This is a genomic window from Neisseria sp. HMSC073G10, assembly GCF_001812605.1.
Taxonomy (GTDB): domain Bacteria; phylum Pseudomonadota; class Gammaproteobacteria; order Burkholderiales; family Neisseriaceae; genus Neisseria; species Neisseria subflava_A.
In genome coordinates this window covers 208,120-220,572 of sequence record NZ_KV809528.1, presented here as the reverse complement: position 1 = coordinate 220,572, position 12,453 = coordinate 208,120, and the positions used below count along the sequence as shown (strand labels likewise).

Here is a 12,453-nt window from a genome sequence, read left to right as displayed (position 1 = left end):
ATGAAGATAACACACTGCAAATTAAAGAAAAAAAGTACAGAAAGAACTGCTTCGTTTTTTTGTACTCGAAGTTACCGCCCGTTCCGCTGCCGATATTTTGGGCATTCAGCCCAACTCCGCTATTCTGTTCTACTGCAAAATTCGTATGGTTATCCGCCATTATCTGGCCTTGGTTGCCGATGAGGTTTTTGAGGGCCCTGTCGAGTTGGACGAAAGCTATTTCGGCGGACGGCGTAAAGGCAGACGTGGTCGCGGTGCGGCAGGAAAAGTGGTTGTCTTCGGCATTCTGAAACGCAACGGACGGGTCTCTACCGTTGTGGTGGATAATGCCAAGTCTGAAACGTTACTCCCTGTCATTAAAAAGAAAATCATGCCGGACAGCATTGTTTACACGGATAGCCTGAGCAGCTACGACAAGTTGGACGTGAGCGGTTTTATCCATTACCGCATCAACCATTCCAAGGAATTTGCCGACCGTCAGAACCACATTAACGGCATTGAGAACTTTTGGAATCAGGCAAAACGCGTCTTACGCAAATACAACGGAATCGATCGCAAATCTTTCCCGCTGTTCTTGAAAGAATGCGAATTTCGATTTAATTTCGGCATACCGTCTCAACAGCTTAAAATCCTGCAAAAATGGTGTGGAATTTAGGGCTAATCTAGTACAGCCCCTTAAAAAATTTTGATGGCGGTTGCTGCTGAAAAAGTAGGAATTGGATTTGAGAGAAGGTTTTTGCATATGCTGGTTTCGTGAAGGTCTACGCAGGATCAGCGTTGTCAGCGTTTTCATGTGTATGCTAACCTTCTGCAAGGTATCTGCTTAATCATATTTGAAATCAGTATTAAAGCATAATTATCAGTATCCGAAATTCCAGTTAATTAAATATTCAGAGACAATCGTTAAGATTGATTTAAGGATGAAAATGCAAGACCAAGAAAACATTAAAAACCAAGAAGAACAAGAAAATCAGCCAAAAGAAGACAATGGTGCCATGACCAAGTTGCAAGATGTGTTCAATCTTGCGCATGACCAGGCCCATCCCGATAAAATTGATGCCGTCATCCGCGCCAATACTCGGGTGTCCGGAACCAATATGTGGGTATTGATGTTTGCCATTGCCGTGGCGAGTATCGGTCTGAATGTAAACAGCACGGCGGTAGTGATCGGCGCGATGTTGATTTCGCCGTTGATGGGGCCGATTGTCGGTATGGGTTACGGTTTGGCGGTAGGGGATACTGCGCTGATCCGTCAAGCCGTGCGCAATATTATTATATTCGTCGTCATCAGCTTGATTACCGCTACGTTGTATTTCCTGTTAACCCCGCTTAAAGAGGCGCAAAGCGAGCTTTTGGCGCGTACTCAGCCGACCCTTTGGGATGTGTTGATTGCCTTCTTCGGCGGTAGTGCGGGTATTGTGGCGCTGACTCGAAAAGAAGGAGGCAATGCCATACCGGGTGTGGCGATTGCTACCGCATTGATGCCGCCCCTGTGTACTGCGGGCTACGGACTGGCACATGGCAACTGGCACTACTTTCTCGGTGCTTCATATCTTTTTGCCATCAACTGCGTGTTCATCGCTTTTTCGACCTTGTTGTTTTCCAAGCTGCTCAAGCTGCCGCGCAGGGGGTTGGTAACGGAATCCAAACGCCGGTTGCAAAGCATCATTATTACTGCCGTCGTGTTGGCTGTGATGATTCCGAGCGGCTATATGGCATCAGGACTGGTGCGTCAGGAGATCTTCAACACCAGAGCCAATGCCGCCATTGCCACTGCGCAGCAACAGGAAGGTTTTTTCGTGCTGCGTAAGATGTTGAACCACAGAGAAAATAAAGTCGGTCTGATTGTCAATGGAACGGGCAATGCCGAGAAAATTTCCGCCTTGCTGGTGAAAAGCCTTAACGCGTCGGGGGTGAAAGAGCCGAAGGTCAACGTGGTCTATGCGGGAGGGAACGATGCCAAAATCGAAGAATTGCTGGCAAGCCGAAACAACCCGGTTCAGCAGCAAAATGAGCTGAAAGAGCAGCAGGCCTATATCGATACCATACTGGCAGGCAAAGCCTCCGATATCGACGATGCAGCGGTACTCAAGGAATTAAAAGCCCAATATCCGGAAGCGGAAAAAATCGTTGTCGGACGCGGCTTGGCTTGGGATAAAGCGCAAACAACGCCTGTTTCCGAACAGTCTGAAAGCCAAAAAAACGCAGAACCGAAGACAGATACATATGACGATATCGTCGTTGTCTCTCTCGAATTGGAGCAGCCACTACCTGCCAAAGATTACGAGCGGATACAGGCGTGGTTACGCCAGCGTTATGAGGGTAAGGTAGTGAGCATATTGCAAACGCACAAGTCTCAGACAGATAAACCGTCTCAGACAGATAAACCGTCTAACGAATAATCGCCTTCAGGCTTTATCCATTTCCGAGAAATCATTGATTGTTCCTAGTACACCAAATCCGCCTCAAACACGCCTCTCAAGGCGTTGGAGAGGCGGATTTTTTCTGCGCGTTCGAGCATATCGCGGGTGATGTGTGTTTCGATGATGGTGTCCGCGCCCAAGTAGGTTTGCAGCTGCTGCAACACGGCTTGGCGCATGATGCCGTTGAGGATATCCAAATCCAGAGACGGGGTGAGACGGGTGTTTTTGTGCATGTTCATGTTTCAGTATTCTCCTGGAAATACTGTAAACAACGCTACTAGTTTCTACAGCATCGAGTTGATAACGTTCGCTCACACCGGCAAGGTTTTCTGCGCCAAGGACGAGTTTGAGTTTCTCAAAGTCGATTTGGTCTTCGCAAAAGACTTCGGGAAAGATTTGTTTGAGTTTTAATATATTGTTTTGTTTAAAATTATTTTCTAAATCGTGTATAATTTTTCGGTTCAGTTACCATAATTGTGTCTTCCATCAATGATTACTTACAAAGTGTCCATTTTATCGGGATATGTTGAAAGTTAAAAGAAAAGAAGGCCGTCTGAAAAACTTTAATATTCGTTTTTCAGACGGCCTTCTTTTCACTTGCCGAAACAAGAGTATTTTGTTTCTCAACTTTACAAAACAGTCAGTCCTGCTGCTTGCTTTTATCCCAAAAACTCTTTCAAAAACAGCAAGACACAGGCGAGTTCGTCGGCGGATTCGCGTTGGGTGCCGTTGCCGGTATGGCCGCCGCCGTCAGGCGAGTAGAGCCAAGATTGCGGCGAGGTTTCGCGCAGTTTGGCGTAGAACTTGAGCGCGTGGGCGGGATGGACGCGGTCGTCGGACAGGCTGGTGGTAATGAGCGCAGGCGGATAGTTGATGCCGTCTGAAAGATTGTGATACGGCGACAATTCGCCCAGCCAGCGTTTGCAGACTTCGTATTTTTGCGGATTGCCGTATTCGTCCGTCCAGCTTGAACCGGCGGACAGAAGCGGATAACGGATCATGTCGGTCAGCGGCACTTCGCACACCAGCGCGCCGATACTTTGCGGCTCGCGTACGAAGGCAGCGGCGGTAATCAGGCCGCCGTTGCTGCCGCCCTGCAAACCGATGTGTTTGGGAGAACTCATGCCGCGTTCGGACAAATCGCGCACGACGGCAAGCAAATCGTCGACGCTTTTGTGTTTGCTGATTCCCTGCGCCGCCTGATGCCAGCGCGGGCCGAATTCGCCGCCGCCGCGTATGTTCGCCAATACAAAGGCATTGCCCTCTTCCAGCCAATATTTGCCGACACTGCCCAGATAATGCGGCAATTCGGGAATGCCGAAACCGCCGTAGGCATAAACCAAGGTCGGCGTGTCGGGCGTGGCGTTTTTGCCGACGTGAAAATAAGGAATGCGCTCGCCGTCGGCCGAAGTCGCCCAAAACTGCTGCACGTTGATGCCGTCTGAATCGAACTGCTGCGGCTGACGGCGCATGACGGTCAGTTCCATCACGTTCAAATCCAGCGCAAACAGTGTCAGCGGCGTGGTGAAATCGCTGGCAGCAAGGTAAACCACGTCGCCGCCCCAAGGCTGGTCGGTCATTTCCAACGCGCCCGAAGGCAGGCGCGGCAATTCGACTTCCTGCCATTTACCATCGCTAAAGCGCCATGCTTTCAGATGGCCTTGTACGTTTTCCAGCAGGCTCGCCACGACAAAACGCTTGGTCGTTTCCACGCTTTCCAATGCCTGCGTTTCATCGGGCGCAAACAAAAGCTGCGCCGCGCCCAATTCGCCGCGGTTTAATTTTACTGCCACCAATGCGCCGCTCGGATAGCTTTGGTTCGCGCGGTTCCAGTCTTTGCGTAGTGTCAGCAAAAGATGTCCCGCCAGATAGCCGACCACATCGCAATCGTTGGGCAGGTTCAATGGTTTCGCCTCGCCTTCGGCTGACACCTGCAAATAGGTTTTGGTGTAAAAACCGTCCGACGCTTCAATCAAATCAATCGGCGAACCCTGCGGATCGAGATAACGCCACGCGTTCACCATCATGCCGTCTTCGGCAATTTGATACACCGGCAGGCTTTCCTCGAAACTCTTACCACGCTCCACCAGCCACACTTCGCGCGGATAGCCCGATTCGGTCAACTGGCGTTCGTCCCAAGCCGGACACACCCACACGCTGTTTTCATCGCGCCACGACACATGGTTTTTGCCTGCCGGAAAGTGAAAACCACCTTCTACCAACTCCCCTGCTTCCAAATCCACTTCCAGCGTGTACGCCGTATCGCCGCCCGATTTGCTCAGTGTTAACAACGCGCGGTTGGGCTGTTCCACTAAGTGCGACACGCCGCCCAAATACACATCGTCGCCAAGCAATTCGTCGAAATCCGCTACCGAAAACAGGATTTTCCACTCGGGATAGCCGGAACGGTAAGTCGCCGCGGTACACACGCGGTACACGCCCTTCGGATATTCTGCGTCCTGATGGAAATGGTACATCCGCGCGCGGTGTTCCTGACAAAACGGAATCTGCCGCGTGTCCTGCAACTGCGCCAAAATACCGTCAGACAATTCGCGCGCCTTGTCGTTTTCTAAAAAACGCTTGCGCGTTTCGGCATGCGCCGCAGCGGCAAAATCTTGCGTTTCGGGAGATTCGAGGTTTTCAAAATGGAGATAGGAATCGGGGTAAGATTTCATAAGAAAAGGCCGTCTGAAAGATTGGGAAACGGAATTATAACGGCAAAATCAAAAAAGGCCGTCTAAAACCTGCGTTTCAGACGGCCTGAGACATTATTCAATTTAACGTCCGTATATTTTCCACAAACCTTCCTGCAAACCAAACGCAGGCTCGCCGTCTTGCGGCTGGGTGCGGACGTAGCTGCCGTCAGGCTGCATCAGCCAAGCCTGGGTATTGTCTTCCAAAGCCATTTCCAAACCTTCGCGGATCACGCGTTCTTTGAGTTCGGGCGTGGTAATCGGCGTGGCGACTTCAATGCGGCGAAAGAAGTTGCGACCCATCCAGTCGGCGCTGGAGATAAAGGTATCGTCTGCGCCGTTGTTATGGAAGCAATACACGCGCGAGTGTTCGAGTTGGCGGCCGATAATGGAGCGGACGCGGATGTTTTCGGACAAGCCTTTTACCCCCGGGCGCAAAGTACACATACCGCGCACAATCAGGTCGATTTGCACGCCTGCCGCGCTGGCCTGATACAGCGCATCAATTACGCTCGGCTCGATGAGGGAGTTCATCTTGGCGGTAATCCGTGCCGGTTTGCCTGCTTTGGCGTGTTCGGTTTCCTGCTTGATGCGGTCGATGACCATTTTGTGTAGGGTAAACGGGCTTTGATAGAGCTTGTTCAGACGGCCCGGCTTGCCCAAGCCTGTGATTTCCATAAACAGAATGTTCACATCGGCAGTGATTTGTTCGTCGGCGGTAATGATGCCGAAGTCGGTGTAAATGCGCGATGTGCCTTGGTGGTAGTTGCCGGTACCGAGGTGGGCATAACGCTTGAGCACGCCGTCTTCGCGACGGATAACCAAAGCCATTTTGGCATGGACTTTGTAGCCGAATACGCCGTACACGACGTGCGCGCCCGCCTCTTCCAGCTGCTTCGCCCAGTTGACGTTGTTGGCTTCGTCAAAACGCGCCATCAGTTCGACCACGACGGTAACTTGTTTACCCGCCAGCGCGGCCTTCATCAATGCGCGCACAAGCTCGGAATTGCTGCCGGTGCGGTAGATGGTCATTTTGACGGCCAATACATCCGGATCGGCCGCAGCCTCGCGTATCATTTGGACAACCGGATCAAACGACTGATACGGATGGTGCAGCAAAATCGGCGACTGTTTGACCAGTTTGAACACGGAGCCATTTTTGCGCAAGGCTTTCAGACGGCCTGCATTGCGCGGCGGAAACTTCAAATCTGGCCTGTCCACCAAATCGGGAACGGCATTAAGGCGCACCAAATTGACCGGCCCTTTGACCTGATACAGCTCGGTAGAAGTCAGTTTGAACTGGGCGAGCAGGAAATCGTGAATGTATGCCGGGCAAGTATCCGCCACTTCCAAGCGCACGCCGTCGCCGTATTCGCGGTCGTGCAATTCGTTTTGAATCGCGGCGCGCAGGTTTTTCAAATCTTCCTCATCCACCGTCAAATCGCTGTCGCGCGTGAGGCGGAATTGATGGCAACCCTTCACTTTCATGCCGGGGAAAAGTTTACCGACATGGGCGTGCAAAATAGACGATAAGAACACAAAGCCTGCGTCGCCGCCGCAAATTTCAGACGGCATGGGGACGACGCGCGGCAAAATGCGCGGTGCCTGCACAATTGCCATTCCTGACGGACGGCCGAACGCATCTGTGCCTTCGAGTTCGACGGCGAAGTTGAGCGATTTGTTTAACGGGCGCGGGAACGGGTGTGACGGATCAAGGCCGATGGGGGTGAGAATGGGCAAAAGCTCGTTGTCAAAATAGTTTTCAATCCATTTTTTCTGCGCGGCCGTCCATTTGTGGCGGCGATAGAAATGAATGCCAGCGCGGCTGAGTGCAGGCTGCAATACTTTGTTAAACAGGTCGTACTGCTCGCGGATCAGAGCCTGCGCCTCTTTCGCCACCGCTTCGATGGTTTCGGCCGCGGTTTTTCCGTTGTCGAGCGGCTGATGCGGACGCAGTTTGTTTTCACGTTTCAACCACGCCATGCGCACTTCAAAAAATTCGTCCAAATTGGAAGACACGATGCACAAAAAACGCAAACGCTCCAACAAAGGAACTTTCGTATCCTGCGCCTGAGCCAGTACACGGCGGTTAAACGCCAACAGGCTGAGTTCTCGGCAAAGAATGCGTTTTTGCTCGGGCATGGTTCACTCCTGAAACATCGGTCATTAAGACTATCAAGTATAACGTTTTGCCGCCGTTCCGTCAGGTTTCAGACGGCCTTGACAGAAAACCTTATCCCTATTTGAGGCAAGACAAAGGGTTATCCGTTGTTTTCTATGCCGAAACAGCGGTTTTTGCTATAATGCGCAGTTTAATGCAACCGCAATACCACTGTTAAAGGATAAGAAAATGGGCTTTTTGCAAGGCAAAAAAATTCTGATTACCGGCATGATCTCCGAGCGTTCCATCGCTTACGGCATCGCCAAAGCCTGCCGCGAACAAGGCGCGGAATTGGCATTCACCTACGTTGTCGACAAACTGGAAGAGCGCGTCCGTAAAATGGCGGCCGAACTCGGCTCCGAACTCGTGTTCCGCTGCGACGTTGCTAGCGACGACGAAATCAACCAAGTTTTCGTTGACTTGGGCAAACACTGGGACGGCTTGGACGGCCTCGTTCACTCCATCGGTTTCGCCCCTAAAGAAGCTTTGAGCGGCGACTTCCTCGACAGCATCAGCCGCGAAGCGTTCAACACCGCTCACGAAATCTCCGCATACAGCCTGCCTGCGCTGGCCAAAGCCGCCCGTCCGATGATGCAGGGCCGCAACGCCGCAATCGTTGCCCTGAGTTACTTGGGCGCCGTTCGTGCCATTCCTAACTACAACGTTATGGGCATGGCCAAAGCCAGCCTCGAAGCCGGCATCCGCTTCACTGCCGCCTGCCTGGGCAAAGAAGGCATCCGCTGCAACGGCATCTCCGCAGGCCCGATCAAAACCCTGGCTGCTTCCGGCATCGCCGATCTCAGCAAACTCTTAGGCCACGTCGCTTCCCACAACCCACTGGGCCGCAACGTGACCACCGAAGAAGTCGGCAACACCGCCGCCTTCCTCTTGTCCGACCTCGCTTCCGGCATTACCGGCGAGATTACCTACGTTGACGGCGGTTACAGCATCAACGCGCTGAACGACGAAGAGAACTAAACAGTTTTTACGCAAAACGCACTTTCATCATGAAAGTGCGTTTTTTATGGCCATTACATTATGGTTTGAATGACTGCATAATCGATAAGGCCGTCTGAAATTCAAATACACGTAGGAAATATGATTGCCGTACGCTTCGGTGCATTATGTTACTAACATTACAACATTATCATTTCATCTCATTTAAAAGATAAGATAGAGCATTGATTCTAAAGATAACATTCATGTTATCTGATACTTAGCTACTGATAAAAAGTGGTGTAAAAAAGTAACAGAAAAATTTCAGACGGCCTGTTTTTCATACAGAAGGCATAGAAGCAGGGCATTTTTGGCATAAAATACAAAATTTAACATTAATGAATTTTTCTTAACCGATAAAGCGTTAATATGCCTGCCGATTTATTGAATCACATCTGATTTTGACTCAAACACATACAGGAGATTAATTATGTCAATCGCTTCAGAATTTAAAGAATTTATTATGCGTGGCAACGTGATCGACCTCGCAGTCGGTATGGTTGTCGGTACAGCATTCAGCGGCATCGTCAAATCATTGGTTGACGATGTAATCATGCCTCCTATCGGTCTGCTGATCGGCGGCGTTGATTTCTCCAATCTGTTCATCACACTGAAAGACGGCGCACAAGCCGCTCCTGAAGCCGGTTACGCTAACCTGGCGGCCGCTCAAGCAGCCGGTGCCGTTACCCTGAACATCGGTCTGTTCATCAACACTGTAATCAGCTTCCTGATCATCGCCGCTGCCATCTTCTGCGTGGTTAAAGCCATCAACTCTGTGAAAAAAGCCGAAGCTCCTGCTGAAGAAGCACCAGCAGAGCCTAGCGAAGAAGTTCTGTTGTTGCGCGAAATCCGTGACTCTCTGAACAAAAACTAATCACAATACCTAAACATACACACACAAACCAAGGCCGTCTGAAACCATTTCAGACGGCTTTTCTCATACCAATTTTCATTAAGCCCTTCCTATTGAAAAAACCATGCCTTCCCTTTCTCAGCAATCTATCCTGCTTTTTCAACCATGAAGCAATGCTCATGGTAAACACAAAGAAAATAAGAGCAGCATAACTCCTTGCCAATAAAAAAGCCCGATGCGTTCAACATCGGGCTTTTAACTGGAAAACCAATCTTAATCTTTGCGTGTTTCCACCAAAATCATTTCGACTGCTACGTCTTCCACTTCTACTTTAGGCACATCCGAACGGCGTGTTTTGGCAACCGGTTCAGGTTGTGGCTGCGCAGCAAAAGCGGCAACGGCTTGCGGATCGGTTTCAACGAAGATCAAATCGCCCAAGCTCTCAGGTACAACGATTGCGACAGGCGCTGCTTCAGCGACGGTTTCAGTTTGTGTGGCAACAGTTTCGGCTGGTGCTTCAACCGGTGCAACAGTAGCCGTTGCATTCGGAGACAATACCGCAGAAATGGCTTCTTTGACGTTGCTGACTGCAGAAGCAAGCAGGGCTTGTTCGGCATCAGCGCCTTCAGTTTGCGCTACGGCAGGCTCGTCTTCGCTTTCAATCGCAAATACGAATGGCTCTGCGTTGGTCACTTCAGGCTCGGATACCACAATCACCAGCGGCTCGGCTTGGTCGCTTTCAGAAGACAATGTCGCATTTGCAGCTTCAACCTTTTCGTTCAAACCTAAAACATGCGCTACGGCAAAGAGGACTTTGTCGGCGGTATCGGTAATGTTCAGGTATTGCTCGATTTTTGCCGAAGACGGAATATTGCGTTTTTTGCTGTTAGAACGGCGGTCGTTGCGGTTGTTGCGCTGACGGTTGTTGCGGTCACGTCCTTGACGGCCATTGTTTTTCACACCCTCTTCGCTGCGGACGTTGTTGTCCTCTTCGACTTGCGCCTGTTCGCCATCGGCTTGAACGTTCACGTCCTCAACATGGTTTTCCGCAGATTGATTACGGTTGCGCTCGTTACGACTGTTGTTGCGGCGGCGTTTATTGCCGTTTTGTTCCGCTTGGTTTTCAGACGGCATTTCAGCCAGTGCAGCCACTTCTTGAACATTTACGTCTTCAACCGTTTCCTCAACACGGTTGCGCTCGTTGTTGCGATCATCACGGCGGTTGTTACGGTTGCGGTTGCGGCGAGTGTCTTTACGCTCGTCATTGCGGCTTTCGTTTGATTTGCTTTCTTCAAACTTGCTGTCGGCAGCTTCGGCATTCACTTCGCGCACTTCAACTTTGCTGCCGTCGTTTTTGTTGCTGCGGCGTGGATTTTGACGGCGGCTGTTTGCGCGGCGGTTGCTGGAATTGCTGTTGCGGTTGTTGCTGCCCGAAGTGCGTTTTTCTGCCACTTCGGCAACAGGCGCGGTTTCGGCTGCGGTATTGCCGCCAAAAATACGTTTCAACCAAGCTTTGAAGCTGTCCCACCAAGAGGCTTTTTTCTCAGGGGCGACAGTCGGCGCAGGCTGGGTATGGCGCACGCCTTTGACAGCTGGCTCAGGACGGGAAGCTTTGGCTTTTTCGCTGCCGAAAGGTTTGGCGGATTCGTCTTCTTCCGGCTCGGCAACACGTTTGTAGCTCGGTTCGCCGTCTTCTTCTACGTCATCAATGCGGATGCGGTTGATTTCGTAGTGCGGATTTTCCAAGTGAATGTTTGGAATCAGGACGACGTTCACATCCAAGCGCTCTTCCATCGCAAACAGCTCGGCGCGTTTTTCGTTCAACAGGAAGGTAGCAACATCGACAGGCACTTGTGCGTGTACTTCGCCGGTGTTGTCTTTCATTGCTTCTTCTTGAATGATGCGCAAAACGTGCAGGGCGGTGGATTCGATGCCGCGGATGACACCGGTACCGGCGCAACGCGGACACGCAACATGGCTGCTTTCGCCCAAAGCCGGTTTCAAACGTTGACGGCTCAATTCCAAAAGGCCGAAACGCGAAAGTTTGCCCATTTGCACGCGTGCGCGGTCTTTTTTGAGCGCGTCGCGCAGGACGTTTTCAACATCGCGTTGGTGTTTCGGATTTTCCATGTCGATGAAGTCGATGACGACCAAACCGCCCAAGTCGCGCAGGCGCATTTGACGGGCGACCTCTTCGGCGGCTTCCATATTGGTTTTGAACGCGGTGTCTTCAATATCCGAGCCGCGTGTGGCACGCGCAGAGTTGACGTCGATGGAAACCAAGGCTTCGGTGTGGTCGATCACAATCGCGCCGCCGGAAGGCAGACTGACGCTGCGTGAGAACGCACTTTCGATTTGGTGTTCGATTTGGAAACGGGAGAACAGCGGCGTGTGGTCTTGATAGAGTTTCAGACGGCCTACATTGCTCGGCATGACATAGCTCATGAACTCGGCAACTTGGTCGTAAACTTCTTGATTATCCACCAGAATCTCGCCGATATCGGGACGGAAATAGTCGCGAATCGCACGAATCAGCAGCGAGCTTTCCATAAAGAGCAGGTAAGGGTCATGGTGTGCTTTGCCTGCTTCTTCAATGGCTTGCCAGAGTTGCTTGAGGTAGTTCAAGTCCCATTCCAACTCTTCCGCGCTGCGGCCGATGCCGGCGGTGCGGGCAATAATGCTCATGCCGTTCGGAATATCGAGTTCGGCCATGGCGGCTTTCAACTCTTGGCGCTCTTCGCCTTCGATACGGCGGGATACGCCGCCGCCGCGCGGATTATTCGGCATCAATACCAAATAGCGGCCGGCCAGGCTGATGAAAGTGGTCAGCGCCGCGCCTTTGTTGCCGCGCTCGTCTTTTTCGACTTGGACGATAACTTCCATGCCCTCTTTGAGCACGTCCTGAATACGCGCCCTGCCGCCTTCGTAGTCGCGGAAATATGAACGCGATACTTCCTTAAACGGCAAAAAGCCGTGGCGGTCGGTTCCGTAATCGACGAAACACGCTTCCAGCGACGGCTCGATGCGGGTAATGATACCTTTGTAGATATTGCCTTTACGCTGTTCTTTGCCCAGCGTTTCGATGTCCAAGTCCAAAAGGTTTTGGCCATCGACAATGGCAACGCGCAGCTCTTCGGCCTGCGTTGCGTTGAATAACATTCTTTTCATAGTCACCTCGTGAACAGCGGCCGTTTGATTTGTGAATATCTTTTTCAGACGGCCTGTCTGTCCGGTTGGCACTCTTCAAAGGCAAGATGGGAAAATCCCCGTGTAACCAGTATTTGATTTGAAATCCGCAAGGTTGCATGCTTGAGCTCAAGCCATGTG

General features: G+C 51.3%; 7 protein-coding genes and 1 pseudogene. 4 read left to right on the top strand and 4 right to left on the bottom strand.

Features of this window, described 5'->3' with window-relative positions; translation table 11 throughout:
- Together HMPREF2865_RS06985 and HMPREF2865_RS06980 are read left to right on the top strand one after the other, a co-directional pair.
- Window positions 1-655 (top strand): annotated as a pseudogene (locus tag HMPREF2865_RS06985) (IS1595 family transposase).
- Window positions 656-926: 271 nt separating this feature from the next.
- Window positions 927-2,402 (top strand): DUF389 domain-containing protein, encoded by a 1,476-nt coding sequence (locus tag HMPREF2865_RS06980; protein WP_070646540.1) that lies wholly within the window; start codon window positions 927-929, stop codon window positions 2,400-2,402.
- A gap of 44 nt (window positions 2,403-2,446) precedes the next feature.
- On the opposite strand, the gene HMPREF2865_RS06975 is transcribed toward HMPREF2865_RS06980, so the two are convergent.
- The 3 genes from HMPREF2865_RS06975 to ppk1 form a co-directional block, all read right to left on the bottom strand.
- Window positions 2,447-2,662 carry an aminotransferase class IV gene (locus tag HMPREF2865_RS06975; protein WP_207798647.1) on the bottom strand — a complete coding sequence of 72 codons (216 nt, stop codon included), beginning with the start codon at window positions 2,660-2,662 and terminating at the stop codon, window positions 2,447-2,449.
- 420 nt (window positions 2,663-3,082) lie between these two features.
- Complete coding sequence (locus HMPREF2865_RS06965) at window positions 3,083-5,098, bottom strand: prolyl oligopeptidase family serine peptidase (RefSeq protein WP_070646539.1); 2,016 nt, start codon at window positions 5,096-5,098, stop codon at window positions 3,083-3,085.
- A 102-nt stretch (window positions 5,099-5,200) separates the two neighbouring features.
- Window positions 5,201-7,258, bottom strand: coding sequence for a polyphosphate kinase 1 (gene ppk1 / locus HMPREF2865_RS06960; RefSeq protein WP_070646538.1), 2,058 nt, complete (start codon window positions 7,256-7,258; stop codon window positions 5,201-5,203).
- Between the two features lie 208 nt (window positions 7,259-7,466).
- Here ppk1 and fabI point away from each other — a divergent pair, with 208 nt between their 5' ends.
- Both fabI and mscL read left to right on the top strand, forming a co-directional pair.
- Window positions 7,467-8,255, top strand: coding sequence for an enoyl-ACP reductase FabI (gene fabI, locus HMPREF2865_RS06955; protein ID WP_003748060.1), 789 nt, complete (start codon window positions 7,467-7,469; stop codon window positions 8,253-8,255).
- A gap of 448 nt (window positions 8,256-8,703) precedes the next feature.
- On the top strand, window positions 8,704-9,147 hold the full coding sequence (gene mscL, locus HMPREF2865_RS06950; RefSeq protein WP_070461139.1) for a large conductance mechanosensitive channel protein MscL: 444 nt from the start codon (window positions 8,704-8,706) through the stop codon (window positions 9,145-9,147).
- A 252-nt stretch (window positions 9,148-9,399) separates the two neighbouring features.
- Here the strand turns inward: mscL and HMPREF2865_RS06945 are convergent, their stop codons facing one another.
- On the bottom strand, window positions 9,400-12,294 hold the full coding sequence (locus HMPREF2865_RS06945; protein WP_070646537.1) for an Rne/Rng family ribonuclease: 2,895 nt from the start codon (window positions 12,292-12,294) through the stop codon (window positions 9,400-9,402).
- Window positions 12,295-12,453 lie beyond the last annotated feature (159 nt).

Excerpts from the sequence above, each read along its gene's own strand:
- HMPREF2865_RS06980 (WP_070646540.1), top strand. The coding sequence starts at position 927 with ATGCAAGACCAAGAAAACATTAAAAACCAAGAAGAACAAGAAAATCAG.
- HMPREF2865_RS06975 (WP_207798647.1), bottom strand. The coding sequence starts at position 2,662 with ATGAACATGCACAAAAACACCCGTCTCACCCCGTCTCTGGATTTGGAT.
- HMPREF2865_RS06965 (WP_070646539.1), bottom strand. The coding sequence starts at position 5,098 with ATGAAATCTTACCCCGATTCCTATCTCCATTTTGAAAACCTCGAATCT.
- ppk1 (WP_070646538.1), bottom strand. The coding sequence starts at position 7,258 with ATGCCCGAGCAAAAACGCATTCTTTGCCGAGAACTCAGCCTGTTGGCG.
- fabI (WP_003748060.1), top strand. The coding sequence starts at position 7,467 with ATGGGCTTTTTGCAAGGCAAAAAAATTCTGATTACCGGCATGATCTCC.
- mscL (WP_070461139.1), top strand. The coding sequence starts at position 8,704 with ATGTCAATCGCTTCAGAATTTAAAGAATTTATTATGCGTGGCAACGTG.
- HMPREF2865_RS06945 (WP_070646537.1), bottom strand. The coding sequence starts at position 12,294 with ATGAAAAGAATGTTATTCAACGCAACGCAGGCCGAAGAGCTGCGCGTT.